The 21,222-nt window shown below is 46.6% G+C and carries 14 protein-coding genes; 9 read left to right on the top strand and 5 right to left on the bottom strand.

The window, feature by feature from the left end; genetic code table 11:
- The first annotated feature begins 283 nt into the window (after positions 1-283).
- Positions 284-472, top strand: a complete 189-nt coding sequence (locus tag H8K36_RS10455; RefSeq protein WP_186916539.1) for a hypothetical protein — start codon at positions 284-286, stop codon at positions 470-472.
- An 88-nt stretch (positions 473-560) separates the two neighbouring features.
- Here the strand turns inward: H8K36_RS10455 and H8K36_RS10450 are convergent, their stop codons facing one another.
- Positions 561-1,964, bottom strand: a complete 1,404-nt coding sequence (locus H8K36_RS10450) for a M28 family peptidase (protein WP_186916540.1) — start codon at positions 1,962-1,964, stop codon at positions 561-563.
- Between the two features lie 228 nt (positions 1,965-2,192).
- Here H8K36_RS10450 and H8K36_RS10445 point away from each other — a divergent pair, with 228 nt between their 5' ends.
- From H8K36_RS10445 to H8K36_RS10425, 5 genes are read left to right on the top strand one after another with little or no spacing between them, the layout of a single operon-like run.
- Positions 2,193-2,657: an FKBP-type peptidyl-prolyl cis-trans isomerase gene (locus H8K36_RS10445; protein ID WP_186916541.1), complete on the top strand. Its 465-nt coding sequence runs from the start codon at positions 2,193-2,195 to the stop codon at positions 2,655-2,657.
- A gap of 2 nt (positions 2,658-2,659) precedes the next feature.
- Positions 2,660-2,863 (top strand): VF530 family protein, encoded by a 204-nt coding sequence (locus tag H8K36_RS10440; RefSeq protein WP_186916542.1) that lies wholly within the window; start codon positions 2,660-2,662, stop codon positions 2,861-2,863.
- Between the two features lie 49 nt (positions 2,864-2,912).
- Positions 2,913-3,401 (top strand): asparaginase domain-containing protein, encoded by a 489-nt coding sequence (locus tag H8K36_RS10435; RefSeq protein WP_186916543.1) that lies wholly within the window; start codon positions 2,913-2,915, stop codon positions 3,399-3,401.
- A gap of 16 nt (positions 3,402-3,417) precedes the next feature.
- Positions 3,418-3,939 (top strand): hypothetical protein, encoded by a 522-nt coding sequence (locus tag H8K36_RS10430; RefSeq protein ID WP_186916544.1) that lies wholly within the window; start codon positions 3,418-3,420, stop codon positions 3,937-3,939.
- Positions 3,940-3,979: 40 nt separating this feature from the next.
- A complete protein-coding gene (locus tag H8K36_RS10425) occupies positions 3,980-5,251 on the top strand; it encodes a glycosyltransferase (protein WP_186916545.1) in 1,272 nt (423 codons plus the stop codon).
- A gap of 23 nt (positions 5,252-5,274) precedes the next feature.
- Here the strand turns inward: H8K36_RS10425 and H8K36_RS10420 are convergent, their stop codons facing one another.
- Both H8K36_RS10420 and H8K36_RS10415 read right to left on the bottom strand, forming a co-directional pair.
- A complete protein-coding gene (locus tag H8K36_RS10420) occupies positions 5,275-8,274 on the bottom strand; it encodes a bifunctional diguanylate cyclase/phosphodiesterase (protein ID WP_186916546.1) in 3,000 nt (999 codons plus the stop codon).
- 131 nt (positions 8,275-8,405) lie between these two features.
- Positions 8,406-9,974 (bottom strand): B12-binding domain-containing radical SAM protein, encoded by a 1,569-nt coding sequence (locus H8K36_RS10415; RefSeq protein WP_186916547.1) that lies wholly within the window; start codon positions 9,972-9,974, stop codon positions 8,406-8,408.
- A 294-nt stretch (positions 9,975-10,268) separates the two neighbouring features.
- Between H8K36_RS10415 and H8K36_RS10410 the strand changes: the two genes are divergently transcribed.
- On the top strand, positions 10,269-10,550 hold the full coding sequence (locus H8K36_RS10410) for a hypothetical protein (RefSeq protein WP_186916548.1): 282 nt from the start codon (positions 10,269-10,271) through the stop codon (positions 10,548-10,550).
- Between the two features lie 229 nt (positions 10,551-10,779).
- Here H8K36_RS10410 and H8K36_RS10405 read toward each other — a convergent pair whose 3' ends face one another.
- Both H8K36_RS10405 and H8K36_RS10400 read right to left on the bottom strand, forming a co-directional pair.
- On the bottom strand, positions 10,780-11,757 hold the full coding sequence (locus tag H8K36_RS10405) for a diguanylate cyclase (RefSeq protein WP_230404528.1): 978 nt from the start codon (positions 11,755-11,757) through the stop codon (positions 10,780-10,782).
- Positions 11,754-16,226, bottom strand: a complete 4,473-nt coding sequence (locus H8K36_RS10400; RefSeq protein ID WP_186916549.1) for a PAS domain S-box protein — start codon at positions 16,224-16,226, stop codon at positions 11,754-11,756. Before H8K36_RS10400 ends, H8K36_RS10405 begins: the two co-directional genes overlap by 4 nt.
- A gap of 228 nt (positions 16,227-16,454) precedes the next feature.
- Here H8K36_RS10400 and H8K36_RS10395 point away from each other — a divergent pair, with 228 nt between their 5' ends.
- Complete coding sequence (locus H8K36_RS10395; protein ID WP_186916550.1) at positions 16,455-17,453, top strand: adenosine kinase; 999 nt, start codon at positions 16,455-16,457, stop codon at positions 17,451-17,453.
- Positions 17,454-17,522: 69 nt separating this feature from the next.
- Positions 17,523-21,104, top strand: coding sequence for an EAL domain-containing protein (locus H8K36_RS10390; RefSeq protein WP_186916551.1), 3,582 nt, complete (start codon positions 17,523-17,525; stop codon positions 21,102-21,104).
- The last annotated feature ends 118 nt before the right edge of the window (positions 21,105-21,222 follow it).

Here is a 21,222-nt window from a genome sequence, read left to right as displayed (position 1 = left end):
GCAATGTGTAACCTTACGTTATCATTTGATACCTTAAGGTTACATTTCTTGTAAAATAAATGCAAGTACTAATTTGTACTTCATTATTTTTCAGAGGTAGTTGGATGTGCTTTATTCTTCCAATTAGGGCATTGGAAACCAAGGTTTTTGTTGGGCAAGACGCTGAATGGTGCGTGGCTGACGAAGTTTGAATCAGGGAATCGGCTCTATTTGTGCGCGTTTTTACTCGCTATTTTGGTGAGCTATCACTACACTCTCGGTAATCGTACCAAATGGAATCATTATGTCTAAAGCCCCGACTGAAATTGCGACTAATCAAGAAGAAGTTGCTACCGAAGCGCCCAAAAAATCAGTGGTAAAAGGCTTACCAACAAGCGCACCTGTTCGATCTGGTTTTGCCAATGGTGGCCGTCCAGAGTTTAAAGCGAAGTCAAGTAAGGCCACTGGCGCTAAGAAGCGTGTGCGTCAATAAATTGAGTGGGTTATTGATGTTGGCGCTTTATTAAAATGCCATCTTCTCTGGCGTATGCAGAGCATGATGGCATTCGCTTTTCTACCTTTTATTTTCCTGGCATAGGATAAGTTGCCACACTAACGTTGCCGTCTTTATCTACCGCTTGCACACCAAAGAAATAGTTGTCTTTCGATTTGCCTTTGATGCGGTACTCCTGAACCTTGCCAGTGTGAATTACACCTTGCCACAACGGACTCGTCGTATCCCGCCACACGATCCGATAGCTAGCGATGTCAGCATCGGTATTGGCATCCCAAGTTAGCACGGTGTCGTTTTCTAACTGTGCAGTTTTCATGATCACATTGCTTGGCGCAGCAGGTGCCGATGCTAAGGAAGCTAAGGCTGCTGCATTGATGCGTGCGACGTTTGCGGTATAGGCGAAATCAACGAATTCGGGCAAGTCGCCTATTTTGACACCGTTCTCTGTGCGTAAATCTTGATGCTGATGACGGTAATCTTCATTCGGTTCTGTGAAACGCAATGCAGCGAAACCACGTTCTAAAAATGGAATGTGGTCACCGCCGCGTAAATAGCGATCGCGACGATGCACGATACTGACCTTCATACCTTTGACATAGCGTTCACCGACTTCTTTAACATAGCGCGCAAGTTGGCGTGAAGGCGAATCGCTTTCGCCACCGGTCGCAAGCAAATTACGATTTTGATCGGAATTTTCTTTGACTGCGGGCAGACCTTCGGCGAACAGACGTACTGTCTTGTTATCGATTTCACCAGTCTCAGAGCGCGAGCTACCGATGATGTCGTTGGTAAACATACCTGCCACATTCCAATTTTTTTCTTTAGCTTGTTGTGCCCAGTGCGCCGCGCCGAGTAGGCCCTGCTCTTCGGCCGCGACTGTCATGAAAACGATAGTCGCATCAAAATCATACTTGGCCATGACACAGGCCATTTCCATGACGGCGGCAGTACCTGAAGCGTCATCATTGGCGCCTGGTGCGTCACTGGTCGCATCCATCACATCGGTCACGCGCGAATCATAGTGCCCGCTCACGACGTACATACGTTCCGGATTGCTCTTGCCTTTGAGCGTCGCCACCACGTTCACGATTTCGGTTGGCCGACTGATGCGTCGCCCGACTGGAGCGATGTGACTATCGAACTGCACATCGAGGCGTCCAGCACCACAGCGTTCCAGCTCTGACTTAATCCAACGTCGGGCAGCACCGATGCCTCTTACCTCTGACTCAGTCTCCGACATCGAATGACGCGTGCCAAAACTCACTAGTTTGCGTATTTTGGCCTCGACCGATTGCGCAGAGATTTCTTTAACGATTTTTTCTATGCTGCCTTGTTTGCGATCGAGCTTTTCTAAGTCAACGCGTTCCGCCGCAGCCGCATTAAAAGTAAGACTGGAGACGGCAAGGATGCCTGCGATTTGCAATCCTTTAGTGCCAAATACGGTAGTCCGTTGAGATTTGAATTTTTGCATACCTGATATTGACCGAAGTTAAGACAAGATTGGGGGCTTCGCTTAAACAAAAAATATTCAGTTAGGAAAGCACTGGAATGCCTTTGGACTAGCAAATTCCAAATAGATTCCCCATTTTTTCGTTTATCATGCAAGTTATCGAAAATTGATCGATTTATACCCTTTTTATGCTGAATCTGCCAAATTACAGCAAGGGGTCGAGCAAGCTCTTCTTTTTTTGGAAAAATTATGAAATTAAATTCATTTGTATTCGCTATTCTTTGCACTCCACCTCTTGTCTTTGCTCAAACTGTCGCGCCCACCCCTGCGAGCGCTCCTCAGCTGAGCGCACCCGCTCCTTTGCATATTCAAAAGTTGGGCGTCATCGATACTTTGGTTGGCTCGGGCGAAGAAGTTCGCAATGGTGATTTGATTGAGGTGCACTACACAGGTTGGTTATATAACAATAAAGCGGCGAATCTCCATGGAACCAAATTTGATAGTTCTTTGGATGCTGGAACACCTTTGACCTTCTTGGTCGGCGGACGCCAAGTGATTCGTGGATGGGATATGGGTGTGATCGGGATGAAAGTTGGTGGCAAGCGTACTCTAATGATTCCTGCCTACCTCGGTTATAGCACGCAAGGTTCGGGAAACATTCCGCCGAATACGCATTTAGTGTTTGATATCGAACTTCTGGCAATTAAGAAGTAAGAATGAGCCGCAGCCTACAAGGTGTGACGCTAGAAGCGATCCTGACGACGCTGGTGGAAGACTTGGGGTGGCCACGCTTGGCGGAACTTGTTCCGATCAATTGTTTTGCGATCGACCCAAGTATCAAATCTAGCCTAAAGTTTTTGCGTCGAACTCCATGGGCACGTAGTAAAGTGGAACAACTGTATTTGACGAACACGCGTTAGCGTTTTATGCTGGTTTGCATAGCGCTATCTTGTCGTAAGAGAGAAAACAATGAGCTTAAGAATAATCGCCACGGGTGGCACATTTGAGAAACATTATGATGAATTACAGGGCAAGCTTGGCTTCGCGGAAAGTCAGCTTCCTGAAGTACTGAAGCGCGCGCGATTGACCGTACCTGTTGAACTCGAAGTGGTCTCTTTAATCGATTCTCTCGACATGGTAGATCAAGATCGACAAGACATTTTGGAGTCGTGCCGTAAGTCTACTGAGAAGGCAATTGTGATCATTCATGGCACCGATACGATGCGCGAAACGGCAGAAGTGATTGGCGCCGCGAAGTTAGATAAAGCCATTGTTTTGACGGGGGCGATGATTCCCTACAAAATCGACAATTCTGATGCCTTCTTCAATCTTGGGTTTGCCTGCGGTGTCGTGCAATTGTTAAGTCCAGGAGTGTATGTGGCCATGAATGGGCAAGTATTTGCATGGGACAACGTACAAAAAGATCGTAGTGCTGGAATTTTTGTGAGTAAATCTTGAGTGAGGGCGGGACCAAATGAAACGCTTGCTGCTGGTATTGACGCTTTTTTGCTTAGGGGCTTTGGCGGCTTGTAAGATGCCAAGTCGCTCGATCCAGCCGCGTTTTGACTCGGTCTACTTTTTTCAGACCGAAGATGAGCTCAAACAGAAAAAAGTTGATTTCGAACAGGTCTCGATTTTCTCTCGTAATTTACAGACCGCAGTGGCGAAGACCTTCAATGGATCACAAATTGCCACCGCAAATGGCTATATCGTAGTGGCGGTCCGCTCGGATGGCAAGATTGCTTCTTGGTTAGATATGGAGCCCAATCTTCACGAATATTACGAGTATGAGATTGCCGAAGCGATTAAGAAATTACAAGCTTTTGAAGTAAGTGAAGGGATCGTGGTGTTTGCCATTAAGATGGCGGTCGAAACACCCGTTCATACCAGTAAGGAAGTGCCTGAACCCAAAGATTGGAAAGAAGCCCGTACCAAGCTGGAAGACCCCAATAACATTGAACAACTCGTGTTATCGCTGTGGCCGGAAGATGAATGATCAATTCGTTTAAGTTGGTCACCGGCTCTCATCACATTTCATGTTAAAAGTACTTTATCTCGGCTATGTTTGGCCTGAGCCAAATTCGTCCGCTGCTGGCGGGCGAACCTTAGAAATCCTGCACAGCTTTCGTGCGCAGGGTTGGCAGGTTTTATATGCCAGTGCTGCCAGTCTCTCCCCACATCGTTTTCCCCTAGAAAGCATAGGAATTGCTGAACAGCTGATCGCTATTAACGATGATGGTTTTGATGAACTCTTACGTGAATATTGCCCAGAGATTGTGGTTTTTGACCGCTTTTTTACTGAGGAACAATTCGCGTGGCGTGTCGAAAAAAATTGTCCCGCTGCGCTACGCGTTCTTGATACCTGCGACTTACATAGCTTGCGTGAAGCGCGCCAAGTGCTGTTGAAAGAGCAGCTACAAAAACAAGGCAATTGGCAAGCACCGAACTTACAACAGATAGCGCAGACGATGCGACACAGTGAGCTAGCTATTCGCGAAATAGCGGCTATTTTTCGTTGTGACTTGAGCCTAATGATTTCCGATGTCGAAATGGAATTGCTGCAAAGTGTATTTTCAGTGCCTTCTTCTATCTTGCTTTTGAATCGCTTGATGTTATTGCCACGAACAAGTGATACTCGGCCAAGTTACGATGAACGCCATGATTTCGTCACCATCGGCAATTTTCGACATGCGCCAAATTGGGATGCTGTTTTGTGGTTGAAGCAGGCAGTTTGGCCAGCACTGAGAAAACGTATGCCAAGCGCCCAACTGAAGGTTTATGGCGCTTATCCTCCTCCTAAGGCAATGCAATTGCATCAGCCTCGCGATGGTTTTTATGTATTGGGATGGGCGGAAAATGCGCAAGACGTAATGGCGAATGCCCGTGTTTGTTTGGCGCCGCTTAGATTTGGCGCTGGAATTAAGGGGAAACTTGCTGATGCGATGTTGGCGGGTACACCAAGCGTAACGACTAGCGTCGGTGCCGAAGCGATGGATGTAGGGGGCGTTTGGCCTGGTGCGGTGAGTGATGATATCGAGGTATTTGCACAAGCTTCTGTCGATTTGTATCAAAATCGTGAGCGCTGGTCACAGGCGCAAGAAATGGGCGATAAGATTGTCGCCTTACTTTTTGATCGTGAGCGAGATCAAATAGACTTGATCAACCGAATCGTGCACGCACGAGAAAATGTAGAGCAAGTTCGATCGCATAATTTTATGGGTACGATGTTACGACATCACTCTATGAAGAGTACACAGTACATGTCGCAATGGATTGCCTTGAAAAATCAGTTACCAGTTGCCGAGTGAAGAATATCAGCATTAACTGTAAACTATTCGTCCGCTTCAGATGGCGTCAAGAAGAAGCTGTGTTCATTAATATCCCCCGTCAACAATGCATTCAAACCTTCAATAGGAATTGGTTTGGAATAGAGATAGCCTTGGAAAGTTAAACAATTATGCTCAATCAAAAAGCGTCTTTGAGCGACTGTTTCTACGCCTTCGGCAATCACATCTAAGCCTAAGTTAAGGCCTAAGGAAATAATCGCACGCACAATGGTCGCATCGCTCTCATCATCATTGAGATCGCGCACAAAAGACTGATCAATTTTCAGCTGGTTGAGGGGCAGTTTTTGCAAATAGGCGAGGGAAGAATAGCCTGTACCAAAGTCGTCCATTGAGAACGCGATGCCCAGTTTTTTCAACTGCTGCATTTTTTCTGTTGTGGCATCAACGTTGTCCAGAATTGTACTTTCGGTGAGCTCGATTTTAAGTCGGCTCGGATCGATATTATTCAATCGCACAATTTCAGTGACCGTTTCAACGAAATTACTTTGTTGGAACTGCTTAGCGCTGACATTGACCGCCAAACTCAGGTGAGCCGTCTTAGGATCTCGACTCCATTTTTTAAGTTGCATACAAGCGGTTTCTAAGACCCAAGTTCCGATCGGAACAATCAATCCAGTTTGTTCTGCGAGTGGAATAAATTCCAAAGGTGAAATAAAGCCTCGGTCTGGATGAATCCACCGCAGTAGTGCTTCGGCACCAACGACTTTACCATCGGCATCAACTTGAATTTGGTAGTACAGCTGGAATTGTTCAAGTGCCAATGCGACACGTAAATTCGATTCCAGCATCATCTTGACGACCAGTACCGCTTGCATTGCAGGGTCAAAGAACCGTACCGCATTACGACCTGAAGTTTTTGCTTCATACATCGCGGTATCTGCTCGCTTGAATAAGTCTTTGACAGTGATGTCGCCGCCTTGGAATAAACAAACCCCAATACTACCTGCACCATGATGGACAAAGTCGGTAATCTGATAAGGTTCGTTTAACAACAAGCGAATCTTCTCTGCAATGCGATCTGCTTGGCGAGCAGCTTCATCGCGTACTGGGCTGAGGGCTTGCAATACCACCACAAATTCATCTCCACCCAAGCGTGCAACGGTATCGCTTTCACGTACGCAAGTTTGAAGACGCTGTGCTGCTTCTATCAATAACAAGTCACCAGCATCATGGCCGCGCGTATCGTTGAGGGTTTTGAAATTATCTAAATCAATAAAGAGAATAGCGCTGTGGCTATCGTCACGCTGATTGAGTGCGATCAAATGCTGCAGTCTATCCATTAACAAACGGCGATTGGGTAGATGCGTCAATGGATCATAAAAGGCCAGATTCAGAATCTCATCTTCATAGCCCTTGTGTCGACTAATGTCCGTGAAGGAGCCGATGTAATGGGTAATGTGTTCTTCGTCGTTGGCAACCGCGGTCAGCGTAATTAGCTGCGGATAGACTTCGCCATCGTTGCGTTCTGCCCATAACTCACCCTGCCAAAAACGGTGGTGATCGAGGGCTTGATAAATACCATTGAAAAAATTTTCATCTTGTTGAGAATTCTCGTGGCGCGGCAAGGGTTTACCGATGAGATCTTGCGGTGTGAAGCCACTAATGCGAGTGTAGGCTTGATTAATTTTTAGGATGCGCCATTCATGGTCCGCTACAAAAATACCTTCTTGAGACTCGAAAGTAATCGCCGCAATCCGTAGATCTTCTTCGGCTTTTTTACGGTCGGTAATATCACTGACAAAGCAATGCCAGAGTGTACTGCCATCTGCCTCAAGCTCTGGCAATGCATCTAAGTAAAGCCAACGAATATGGCCGTCAATGCGGTGAAATCGAAATTCAACTTGGTATGGTGTTTGATTTTCAGTCGCGACGGCTAAATTGTGTAGAAACGGTTTTTTATCAATAGGGTCGATGCGCTTCACCAGCATTTCGACATGATGCTGAATTTCTTTTTCGCTGACCTCGAAGATGCTTTCCACCGCATTACTTGCGTACAGCACAGTTGTGCTGCCGTCTTGTTTGAGCCGGTATTGCATAATCAAGCCCGGCAAACGTGACGCTACCTTGTTAACTCGCTCGAACGCTTCTTGTAATTTCGTAGTCGCCACTTGCCGTTCTGCTTGGAGGGCATTGATAGTCAGGGCTGTAATGGCCATGGTGGTCATGTACAGCCAAAGCACGAGTGAGCTCTCGGAACGTTCCAACGATTGGAATGGCCCCATGCCATATGCTGTCGCGATAGCCGCAAAGCAGGATGAGGAAAAGACAGTGATCGCTGTGACAAAACTCCCTAGACGCATCGCAGACCAAATCATGATCGCCATCGCGAAGAAGGTGAGGTGCAATAAGCTGTTTTCGGAACAGAAGATTAGCCAATGTGTCAGTGCAAATATCAGGAGGAAAAGTAGATTCTCCTTCGCCTGCGCATCCATTTTGATGAATTGATGTTTTTTACTAGCAAGAATGATCGGTGTCGCGAGGAATACGCCAACGATGTCGGCTGCCCACCAACTGATCCATGCAAATTTGAGATCGGGTAGTTTGCCGAGCTGCCAGAGGCAAACGCTGCCAACTGTCGCCGGAATCGTCATGCCAACTAAACTTGCGACAATAAACTTGATGACGTCAGCACGATGAATGAAATCGCCATCGAAACCTGCACGTCGCAAATCCCAGTGAATAACGAAAGGGCCCAAAGTACTACCCATCGCCATGATGGCGGCGTAACCTGGACTAATGCCGTTAGAGAGGTTAAGAATGCAAGCGCTGATGAAGATGGCTGGGCTCATGATTGAGCCCCAGCGGACTAAAGCTGCTGTAGCAATCCCAGCGGGTAGCCAAATGAGGCTAATACTGGGAGGAATGTAGGGGAACATCGTGCCAAGTTTTCCTAGCACACCATACAATAATGCCAATACTAGCCAACGCACGATGACTATGCGTCTGACTGGACGATGATAGGAGGACCCTGAAAAATATCGCATCGATGGCATTTCCGGCACGTAAATGGCAACTTGGACATTATGCGGGAATCTTCACCGAGAAAACATGCTTTCAGGAAAAATTGTTGCTAAAAGGATTGCTTTTGTTTAATTATTAATGCGATTTGTCTAAGTCAGGCTTCGTTTTGGCTTTCTAGATGCCGAGCTTGGCGCTTCACTTGTGCTTTTGTGGTTGCAGCACCAGTGGATTTTGGAGTTTTATTCGCAAGTTTTTGTTCGTTTTTCATGAGTTCCGGACTCTGGATATGCTTGGCGTCGCCAGCGTAATCTTTGCCAAGCATGATCAAGACACTAGACTTATCCATGCCGCGTACTTCAACTAACCAACGCGTGACCAAATTCGCCAGTCGATCTAATGCGATCTTATGGGTGACGCCGGACTGTTCGAAGATCCAATCTGACAATGCCATGAAGTTTTCAAACGGCTGATCACCAACGATCACTTTTAGGCTGTTTGTGAAGCGGCCTGAGTTCGCGATCAAGTCCCAAAAACGTGCAAAGCGCACTAAGCGCTGCATTTGAGTAAAGTTGATCTCTTTGTTTGCCAAAATTGTGTACGGCGGATAGGGATCGTAACGCATGCCATATTCATCTGTATGACGAATGATCGGTGTGCCGCGTAGTCGTTTGAGAATACCAAATTGAATTTCATGTGGACCGAGGGCATATAGCTGATTAAAACCAGCTGCGAAACTTTCGATAGTTTCACCAGGTAAGCCTGCGATAAGATCTACGTGCAAATGCGCGTTGGAATGTTCGACCAGCCAACGAATATTGTCTGCGGCTTTTTGATTATTCTGTTTGCGGCTAATGCGCTCCTGCACAACTGGGTTGAAGCTCTGGATGCCTATTTCGAACTGCAAGCTGCCGTCAGGGAAGGCGCGAATGCCTTCTTTTAGAGCTTCGGGAAGATGGTCAGGCACAACCTCGAAATGCGCAAACACGGGATCGTCAGGATGTGCAGCTAATTTATCGAGGAAAAACTGCATAATCTTCAAACTTGTTTTGATGTTCAAATTGAAGGTGCGATCGACAAATTTGAACAAGCGCGCTCCACGAGTGTAGAGAATTTCCATTTCTTGCAGAAAGCGATCGATATCAAAGGGCCACGCCGTCTTATCAAGCGCAGACAGGCAAAATTCACATTTAAACGGGCAGCCGCGTGAGGCCTCAACGTACAGAGTTCGATTCTGAATATCGGCATCACTATAGTAGCTGTATGGTAATTGAAGTTGATCTAATGTCGCTTGTACGCCCGCATGGATTTTCATAATTGGCTTTGGGCCATGAATGATTTGTTGGCATAGATCCGCGAAGCTGATATCACCCCAACCGGTGATGACGTAATCCGCCAAACCGACGATGCTTTGTTCTTGCGTTTCATAGGAAACTTCGGGACCACCAAGCACGATGATAATTTCAGGCGCAACGCGTTTGAGTTGGGCGACTAACTTAGTCGTTTCTTCAACATTCCAAATATACACGCCGAAACCAATGATCAGTTTTTCACCATCTTTTTGCCACTGTAATAAGCGTTCTACAAGATCAGTTGTGCGAGCACCAATGACAAACTCTTGTATATGTGTTTGTGATTGCAATTCCCCCATATTGGCGTAGAGATAACGTAGGCCAAGTGATGCGTGGGAGAAACGTGCGTTCAGTGTCGATAATACGATTGTCATAGAGCGAGGCCAGCGTGAAACGGTTAATTGCGTATTGTACGCTTTCTAGCAGATGAAAGTACTGCGATAGCCCGCGGAAAGTACTCTTCCGTATGTGTACGAGGCGATTGCGTGGCGACGTTAGTCTTGCTTTTTTGGTGCTTGATTCCCCCCTTTCTGCATTTCGTCGCATAGCGCTGTCGCTTGATAATTTGCTTGGATATAGTTCAACCATCGACAGACGTCGAGGGCTCGCAAAAGAGCCAAACTGAACAAAATTAATCGTAACGAACTTAAATCTCAAGGAGAATTAAAATGAAAAAATTATCTGTTATCACAGCTGCTAGCTTTATCGCTTTGTTGGCGCTAACTGGTTCTGCAAATGCAGTGCAAACATCTGCGGATGCTCAAGTGAAAGCCGCTACACAAACAGTAACGATCAGCGCAAAGAAAATGAGCTTAGAAGAGAAACGTGCATTTGATTTGCAAAGCAGTGGCTTTCAAACAGTGGTGATTAGCGCTAAACGATTGACTGCCGAGCAGAAAGCCGCGATAGATCAACAAGACCGCCAATGGCAAGCCGCTCAAAGTAAATAATGTTTCGTAGTCTTGAGTTGTTGACCAGAAGAGTATCGTATGAAGAAAAATGAAAACCGCACAATACATATGCAAAGCAGGGAGCGAACGCCGGTGTCACGCCACAATAGCAATTTGCGTTGAGCTTCCTGTCTGATATTGGTAGTGTCAAAATCAAAAAGTTTTTGCAACGATAAGCTTGCGCTAAGAATTTTTTGATTTTTACAATAAGGAAATCAAGTTTGCCCTATCAGGATTTGCCACTCGTGTTGAGTTCGGCGCCGAAAATACGGTGCCTGCCAAATTCTTTGGCTTTGTAGAGTTGCGTATCAGCCAAGTGCATTAGTGCGCTGGCGTTACCCGCAATGTTTTCGGGCTTGGTACCGATTCCCAAACTTACTGTGACAAAAGGTGCAACAGAGGAGTCTGCATGTTCAATTTGTTGGCCGATGATTTCTTTGCGAATCTGTTCTGCTAATTGCATCGCTCCGGCAAAACCCGTTTCCGGTAGTAAGCAGACAAATTCTTCACCACCATAGCGCGCGATGTGGTCGCCAGGACGCATCAAACTATTTTTAAGGCTATTTGCCACACGTCTTAGGCAATCATCTCCTGCTTGATGACCATATCGATCGTTGTAGCGCTTGAAGAAGTCAACGTCGAGCATGACCAAGCTCATCGCCGAATTATTGCGGATGGCGCGTCCCATTTCTACATTGAGGTGTTCGTCAAAGTAACGTCGATTGTGGACGCCGGTCAGGCCATCCAAATAGGCCCAACTGCGAAGTAGATCGGATTGTGCCTTGAGCATCAGGTGGGTTTTGACGCGAGCGCGCACAATACGGGGGTTGATTGGTTTTGAAATGAAATCTACAGCGCCCAAATCTAAACCTTTCTCCTCAGCCGACTCATCGGTTTGAGCCGTAATGAAAATGATCGGAATATCTTTTGTCGCGGTATTTTTTTTCAAACGTTGACAGACCTCGTAACCATCCATATCGGGCATGATAAGGTCGAGCAAAATTAAGTCTGGCTGTTTGTTTTCACACAGTGCTAAAGCCTGCTTGCCACTTGTTGCCATCAATACTTGATAATCGTTGGCAAGTATTTGATAAAGCACTTGAATATTCGTCGGCTGATCATCCACCACCAATAGACGTGGCCTTGCCTGGGTAACGAAGTTACCATCGTTGCCAATAATCGATTCAAATGCGGGCAAGGTCTTCAATTTTTTATGCTTTCCAACAACTCATCGCAATAAATTTGTGCTGTTTCAAAATCTAATTGGCTCACCAATGTCTCTAGTTTTTGGAGGCGATCTCCGAAGTGCAGATTGAACTGTTCATGCAGCGTCCCCATCGTCGCCGTTGCTTCCATATCTGCATTCCCTAACTGCTCTTTTAACAAGCTTAGCATGTGTTGCATTTTGATTGGGTCGAATTCGGCTCTGCTAGATGTACCTATTTCCCCTTGGCGGTCATGTGATTCTTGGACAAGGTCTTGATATAGCAGCTCAAGCTTTCGTCGGTGCAAACCTAGTAATGCACAGGTTTCATCAACTTGCTCTGCTCGTGCGGGCTCTTGTTTTGGATCTTGTAATTCTTTTTCTCGGTGAGCGAGTTCAGTGGCAAGATGTGCCGCCCCTAGTGTCCCAGCCAAACCTTTGATGGTATGGAGGTGGCGAAATAAAGTGCTTGTTTGTTGGCGCTCTAAAGCATTTTGCATTTTCGGCGCGACTTCTTCAAGGTCTCTGATAAACATCTGCAACATACGTTGATACAAAGGTAGCTTTCCACCCAAACGATTTAAGGCCGCAACGATGTCAATATCATATTTATCACCAAGACCGATAAGATAGTCCGGCACTTGGATTTCTTCACTGGTTTGGCGTAAGTCTCCTTTCGCTGTATAGCCCTCACAATTGCTGAGAATGGTGTTAATCAAATTTTGTAGGTCAAACGGTTTGCCAATATGATCATTTAAGCCCGCTTTGAGACATGCTTCCTTGTCGGATTCCATCGCGTTGGCCGTCATCGCAATGATAGGCAAAGACTTACGACCTAATTCTTGACGTATTTTTTGTGTGGCTGTGTAGCCATCCATGACGGGCATTTGTAAATCCATTAGAACGACATGGAACTGATGTACATCAGCGGCAATGGCGTTCAGTGCTTCCAATCCATTATTAGCCAGTTGTACTGTCGCCCCTTCGGCTCTTAGCAGCTCGGTGGCGACTTGCTGATTGTTTAAGTTATCTTCAACCAATAAGATATGCATGCCTTGTAGGCGCGTTTGTTGAAGTCGATTTTGTAATTGAATCTCGGCAGATTCTTGATCAATAAATCCATCGATCGAACACTTTAAACTTAGTGCAAAGAAGAAGTGCGAGCCATGACCAAGTGAACTTTCGAGCTGGAGTTCACCACCCATCATGTCGACTAAGGCATGACTAATCGAAATACCGAGACCAGTACCTCCATAGCGTCGCGTGGTAGATGCCTCGGCCTGGGTAAAACCACTGAAAATACGCTGATGGTTTTCTGGGGCGATACCGATCCCTGTGTCTCTAACTGAAAATTGTACGGTCAAATATTGGCCCTGACGCTCGATCAAGGTAAGCGACATCGATACATGACCGTGTTCAGTAAACTTAATTGCATTACTACCTAGATTAGTGAGTACCTGTCGGATGCGCATTTCATCGCCAATGAGATGTTCAGGAATGCGTGGATCAACGTTAAATTTGAAGGCTAGTCCCGCTTTCAGCTTGTCGACGCCAAGAATAACCCCAAGATCATCGATCAAGCCGCCCAAGCGGAAGGGGTGAATATCGAGATACATTTTGCCAGATTCGACTTTCGAAATATCGAGAATATTATTGAGCAAACTAAGTAGTGAGCGCGCAGCCCCTTCTGTTTTAATCGCGTAGTCTGACTGCTGTTCGCTCAGCTCGGTTCTGCGCAACAGGCTTAGCATGCCGAGGATGGCATTCATCGGTGTTCGAATTTCATGGCTCATATTTGCCAGGAATGCAGACTTGGCTTCGTTAGCATCATCCGCAGCTTGTTTTGCCTGGCGCAGTGCTTCTTCAGCGCGATATTGCAAGGTAATGTCGCGATTAATACCGGTCATTAGAATTGCTCTGCCGTCACCATCGCGTTCGATCCCGCCCGCCGCTTGGATATAGCGTATATCGTCGTCGTTGATTACGATTCGAAAAATAGGCGCATATGATTGTGCTCCTTTGATTGCTGCGGCTAAACGCTCTTCGATTTCTTGCAAGTCATCGGGATGAATTCGGGAGCGCCAAAATTGGTAGGGTAACTTATCTCGTTGCAGGTGCTCCGGAACCGCGTAGATTTCAAACATACGCTGGTTGACGCGGAATTCATTATTGTTCAAATCCCATGTCCAGATTCCTAACTCGGCAACCTCTGCCGCCTTAGTCAATTGGTCTCTGACAGCGAGCAGCATTTGGTTACTTCGTTGGATTTCGGCATCCGCGTTTTTTCGCTCAGTGATGTCCATTTGAGTACCCGAAATCCACTCGGGCCTACCTCGTTCGGTCATTGACGACAGGCGGCCCCGGGTTAGCACCCAGATCCAATGACCATTTTTGTGTTTGAGACGCGTTTCGCACTCGTAGTAAGGAAGCTCATGCTTGAAGTGTCTTTGCATTAAGGTCTTGGCTTTGGCCAAATCATCCGGATGAGTAAGTGCATCCCATGTTTGCACTGTGACCGGTGTCAGCTCATTGGCTTCATAGCCCGCCTGCTCTGCCCAACGTTCATTAATACGCATTTCACCGGTTTGTACATTCCATTCCCATGTACCGACATTCGTACCCTCGATGATATTTGCAAGCGCTGATCGTTGGCTGGCTAGGCGACTAGCAGCTTTTTTGCTGGCGGAAATGTCAGTGCGTATGGAAATGAATTTTTCGATTTGACCCTGCGCATTTTTGAACGGAGCAATAAACGTATCAACCCAATACAAATTGCCTGCTTTATTTTTATTACATACTTCACCGCGCCATGGTGTGCCCGAAGAAATCGTACGCCACATGTTGGCGAGGAAATCGGGTGACTGAATGCCGGCAGCGACAATGCGATGGTTGCCGTCGAGAATTTCCTCTCGCGTATATCCGCTGATTCGGCAATATGCTTGGTTGACGTCGATAATTCTTCCCGAGCTATCTGCAATCGAAACGATCGCATGCATATTGAGCGTACTCAGCAGTGCATCGCTGTCGCGTAACGCAGCTTGCAGCTTCTCTTCAGCGCTTTTACTTTCTGAAATGTCGGTGCGGATCGCAATATACTTCTCGATTACGCCATCACTATTTTTGAAGGGGGCGACGAAGGTATCGACCCAGTATAAAGATCCATCTTTTGCTCTGTTACATACTTCACCGCGCCAAGGTGTACCTTGAGAAATGCTGTTCCACATCTCTTGCCAAAACTCATTGTCTTGAATGCCAGATCGACTGATCCTATGGTTTTCACCGATGAGTTCTTCACGTTGATAGCCGCTAATACGGCAGAACGCATCGTTGACATCAAGGATGATGCCGTGAGCGTCAGTCACTGAGACAATGGCATGCATATTCAGGGTGCTGAGCAGCGCTTCATTGTCACGCACTGCGGCATCGAGCTTCTCCTGCGTCTGTTCGCTCCAGGTAAGCTGCAGTCGTAGAAGTGCCGTAATTAATCCACTAATTAAGGTGGCAGCGATAAAGAACAGTACCGGTATAGAGCGATTCCCTGCCATCTCGAAAGTAGGCGTACTCAGTACTTCAAATTGCATGTCTTTACCGTAGACATTCAATACACGGTTTAATTGGAACTGGGCACTTGATCGTAGTTGACTAAAATCTTTACTAGAACCCGAGTCAAAAACGGCAATTTCATTTTGCGCATTATGGGTAATGTTACTTAATCTAAATTGCAGTTGGCCGTTATCTACCTCGTTGATATTGGTGAGTAGATCGCCAATCATGATTGGAGAATAGAGTAGCCCTAAGAGGTGTTGGCGACGTTCAGCAATATTATTCGGCGAGGCATTGCCCCTGAACACAGGAATAAACAAGATCACGCTTGCTTTTTTTGCCTCTTTCGGCGGCGCATAAATAAGATCAGTCATACCAGGTTTTCCTGAGGAGACTGCATACTCGATCGCCGTTCGGCGACGCGGGTCCGAGCCCAGATCTGTGCCAAGCACGGTGTGACTATTGTTTGATGAGATGAAGTACTTCGCTATGTAGTGCGTCTTTTGTGAATCTTCATCAAAGGTTTGGACTTTGAAATCGGGCGATATTTTCTTCCGTTGCGACTTAACATAGGTATCAAGATCGTTATGTTCAACGGCGTCTAGCAAGCCAATGCCACGCATACCGCGAAACTCGTTCGCCATATCTCGGGTTTGCAATGCATGTTCAAATTGTTCTTGGCTCAATTCTTCGTTTAAGCCAAAAAGACTTTTTGCACCATTTAAGGCGTAGAGGGGCGTCGTAAGTCGACGTTCAATTTCGACGGCCACCCGATCCGCTTTATTGCGGAAGTCGATTTCACGTTTGTTTTGTAGGTTAAAGTTTAACCACCACGTGCCGACAATTGCCAAGCACATGCTAAAAAGGAAAATCGCGATCGGCAAATACTTAGGAAACCGCCAATCTCGATGCGTCCAAGAATTCTTCACAAAAGTGTCGCCTTCGCTATAGGAATTTAAGTATCGCGGGCTTTCAGGATTGCCGTCAATAAAATATTTCCCAAAAGAAGCTTTGTTGTGCGTCAAAATGCAACAGACACGGCACTTTTGAGGCAGCCTGAACGGTATAATCCTGCCCACAGCGATGTCCTTTACACGCACGTCAAAACCCCTGCTACTTCAGCACGGGCGTCATCCTTAATACTAAATAAAGCTTTTATGAAACGAGAATTCGATATTTATGGCTTGGGCGCGGCTCTGGTCGACACGGAAATCACTTTAGATGATGCAGACTTGCATCGGATGCAAGTCGAAAAAGGAGTGATGACCTTGGTTGATGAAGAGCGTCAACATGTCCTGATCGAGCACCTCAAGGAACATCTGGTCGCTTCGAAGCGTGCGAGTGGTGGTTCCGCTGCAAATTCAATCATCGGCGCTGGTTATTTCGGATGTCGTAATTTCTATTCATGTAAAGTCGCTGATGATGATAATGGTCGGTTTTATTTAAACGATATCGCTGCCGCGGGCGTGATGACGCCAGCGCATTTGGCCGCTGCCGAAGGCATCACCGGTAAATGTTTAGTGATGATTACGCCTGATGCAGAACGCACCATGAATACCTACTTGGGAATTAGTGGGAGCCTGTCGGAAACTGAAATTGATTTTGAGGCAATTGCTAAAGCGGAAATGGTGTATATCGAAGGCTACCTCGTTACTTCACCAAGTGGCCGAGCAGCAGCGATAAAGATGCGTGAGCAAGCGCGACGTGTGGGTACCCGCGTTGCCATTAGCTTGTCTGACCCCGCGATGGTGCAGTTCTTCCGCGATGGTTTGCTTGAAATGATTGGTGATGGTGTGGACTTGATCTTCTGTAACCGCGAAGAAGCGATGCAATTTGCAGGTGCCTCCACCATTGATGATGCCTGTAACGAGCTACAAAAATATGCGAAAACCTTTGCCATCACCTGCGGACCCGATGGCGCTGTGGTTTTTGATGGTCAGAAATTGAGTCAAGTTGATGCACCAACTGTCTCCGCAATTGATACTAATGGTGCCGGCGACATGTTTGCGGGTGCGTTTATGTATGGCTTGACCCAGGGTTTGAGTTTTGAGTTCGCTGGCCGCTTTGCCGCTAATGCTGCAGCAAAAGTGGTCACTCAATATGGACCACGTCTGAGACCAGAACAATATGAAGAATTGAAGCGCGGATTTTTTTGATCGCTCATTTTGTGTAAATTAGCCGGAGAGTAAGTACCCAAAAACATGTTCTCTTCATTTTCAAACCGAATGACAAGTTACTTTGCGGCCTTGCTGGTGTCCGCATTGGGGCTGTTGTTCGTGCTTTGGTATTTAGGTGTCCCCAGTCTTGGCCTAACCGGTGCTCGTACGCAACGATTAGAAGCGGCGTTGCGCGTTTTAGAGACACGTGCTGATTTGCAAAGCCGACTGATCGGAACAGAGTTGAAGGAGAGAAATGAGGACACCGCCTTCATCGCTGAAAATGCACAGCTCTTAATCAGCGAATTAAGTAAAAGTACGGATCAACAAACTGCACTGCAAAAACAGTTTGAAAGTCTACAAAAGACCCATCCTCAACGGTTTAAGAAATTATTCATCGTTGGCCTAGATTCTCAACGAATTCTTGTCAGCACTCATGCGTCTGAAACTGGCTCCAAAGTTAGCGATCAGGAGATACTGCAACGCATCAGCCATCATCACTCCGAGCGTACTCTTGAAAATTGGACCACTACGGATGGGTCACGTGTTTTGGCGATATCGAGTCCTATTGTTGATCCTAAAAAGTCTAATACGCCGGTCGCCATCTTGTTTGTCATTCTTGATATCCAACTGTTTCTGGATGAAGGGTTTCAATCTGAATTAGTTTCTACCAATGGCAGTGATACCACACTATTGTTTGATCAAAACGGCGTGTTGATTACGAGTTTTCCTAAGGTCGATGCTAAGCAATATTTCTTTACGCCGAACCAGCGCGTTCTAGCTGGATTTCAAGGCACACTAGAGCAAACCAATCAACTTGGTGAAAAACTGATTGTCGTCTATCGCAATGTTCAACTCGGGCCAGAACAAACTTGGACCATGGTGAACTATTCGAAAAAATCAGCAGTCCTTGAAAATTTAAATGAGCAAGCCAATATTTTGCTTGCGGCTGGCGTTTTAATTACCTTTCTTGCTTTGGTCCTGATCCATTTCGCGTCGCGACGCTTAACCGCGAGTTTGCATGCGCTCGAAGTCGTCGCGCAACAATTAAAGGACGGGCAGCGAAACGTTAGGGCCAATGTAGATGCGAGTGAGCCGCGTGAAATTCGAGTCTTAACTTCCGCTTTTAACGCGATGATTGAAGCCCTTCAAAATTCGCAAAAAACTCTTGAAGAGACCGTCGCTCAACGTACCGAAGAACTGCGCCGCTCTGAGGTTCAACACCTTACACTATTTAACGCTACCGCCAGTGCGGTGATCGTCCTCGATCCAAATCGGGTAATTGATTGTAATCCCGCTGCGGTGGCGATCTTTGGTGCTCGAGACAGAGAAGATTTGATCGGTCGGCACCCCGCTGAGTTGTCTCCACCCATGCAAAGAAATGGTGAGGACTCGTTTGTCGCCTTGGATAACAAGATCCAAATTGCGCAAGAGCAGGGCGAAGTATCATTCGAGTGGTTGCACCTGCGATTGCATACTGGGGAGATTTTTGACGCGGAGATTTTGCTAAACCGAGTTGAACTTGATGGCCGGCAGTTTTTGCAAGGCACAATGCGCGACATTTCCGAGAGAAAACGAGTGGAGGCAGCGCTGCATGCGAGTGAAGAACGTCATCGTACTTTAGTTGAATGGTCTCCTGAAGGCATTAATGTGCATCGCAAAGGCCGTTTCATTTACGTTAATGCGGCCGCCATTCGTATGTTAGGTGCGACCTCAGCAGACCAACTGGTCGGTAAACCGATCACAGAAGTGATTCACCCTGACTATCAGTACATTTTGAAGAATCGTGTGCCGAGCATCGGAGAGTTGGGCGCGCCGGATCAAAGCTATGAGTTGAAATTTGTAAAATTGGATGGCTCAGCCATTGATGTCATTGGCCAGGGAACCTTGATCGAATTCGATGGCGCTCCATCGATCTACATTGCGTGGCGGGATGTCACCGAGTTTAAACGCAGCGAGGAATCGCGCCGGATTGCAGCGACTGCGTTTGAGTCGCAAGAGGGAATGTTCGTTACCGACGCAGATTGGAATATCCTTCGCACTAATCAGTCTTTTAATTTGATTACGGGCTACTCATCAGAAGAGTTGGTGGGTAAGCCACCTCATTTCTTGAACGCAGATTTCCGTCAAGATGCTCTGTTTGAAGAGATGTTACTCAGTATCTCTGATCGTGGTGCATGGCAAGGCGAAGTGATGGATAGCAGGAAAGGCGGAGGGGAATTTCACGCCTGGATTAATATTTCTAGCGTCAAAGATGAGGCGGGGTCGACCACCCATTTTGTCGGTACGTTTAATGACATCACACTACGGAAAGCAGCCGAAGATGAGATTCGTAACCTCGCTTTTTATGACCCGCTTACGCAATTACCAAATCGACGATTATTGTTAGATAGATTGGAACAAGCGCTTGCTGCCGGTAATAGGCATAAGCGGAAAGGTGCGCTTCTATTTATCGATCTCGATAACTTTAAGACGCTCAATGATACCTTGGGCCATGATCATGGCGATCTCTTATTGCAACAGGTTGCCGAGCGTATTTCGCGTTGCACTCGCGAGGGAGATACCGTAGCGCGTCTAGGCGGTGATGAGTTTGTGGTGATGTTGGAAGATTTAGAAGAAAATCCATTTGATGCTGCAAATCAAGCTGAAGTGGTTGCCATCAAAATTTTGTCTGAGTTAAACCAAACCTATTGGCTTGGCGTCAATGAACATCATAGTTCGCCTAGTATTGGCGTTACTCTGTTTGGTGAGAAAGTTGAGACCATTGCTGAACCCCTTAAACGGGCGGATTTGGCGATGTACCAAGCCAAAGCGGCGGGACGCAATACGATACGTTTCTTCGATCCCAAAATGCAGATTTTAGTGTCACAGCGTGTTGCGCTCGAAGAAGATTTGCGCGATGCGATGTTAAGTGATCAGTTTGAACTGTATTACCAGGCGCAGCTGACTGACGATGGAAAATTATTTGGTGCTGAGGTGTTGATTCGCTGGAATCATCCAAGTCGCGGCATGATATCTCCTGCTGAGTTTATTCCCTTGGCTGAAGAGACCGGCTTAATTACCATTTTAGGGTATTGGGTTTTGCATACCGCCACCAACCAAATCGCCACCTGGAAAGAGCAAGATGAGTTTAAAGATCTGGTGATTGCGGTAAATGTGAGCCCGAGCCAGTTTCATCAAAAGAATTTTGTCGAACAGGTGACCGACATACTTGATTTGACTCAGGCCAATCCTTTGCGTTTGAAGCTTGAGTTAACAGAAGGTTTCTCGATTGCAAACATTGAGGATGTCATCAAAAAAATGAGTCGACTGAAAGAGGTTGGTGTTGGTTTTTCACTCGATGATTTTGGCACTGGTTATTCTTCATTATCCTATTTGAAGCGACTCCCACTCGATCAGCTGAAGATTGATCAAAGCTTTGTGCGCGATATTTTGGTCGATCCGAATGATGCGGCGATTTCCAAAATGGTGATTGTGTTGGCTGAGAGTTTGGGCCTCGCCGTTATTGCTGAGGGAGTTGAAACTCCCGAGCAGCAAGTCTTCCTCGCAGAGCAAGGATGTCACGCCTATCAAGGCTATCTGTACAGTAAGCCATTGCCACTGGCACAATTTGAGCAATTTGCGCGCGATGTCTATCACGGTCGCGCCTAATCCATCTCCACACTTTCCGAGTTTCCATTCAATTTTGTTATTCACTGTCTCTATTTTGAGATGTGTTCTGAGAATTGAACTTATTTCCCTGACATTAGTCCTAAGAACTTAGGCCGCG

Origin of the sequence: Affinundibacterium nitidum, assembly GCF_014284155.1 — a bacterium.
GTDB lineage: Bacteria > Pseudomonadota > Gammaproteobacteria > Burkholderiales > Burkholderiaceae_D > Undibacterium > Undibacterium nitidum.
This window is presented reverse-complemented; position numbering and strand designations above follow the sequence as displayed.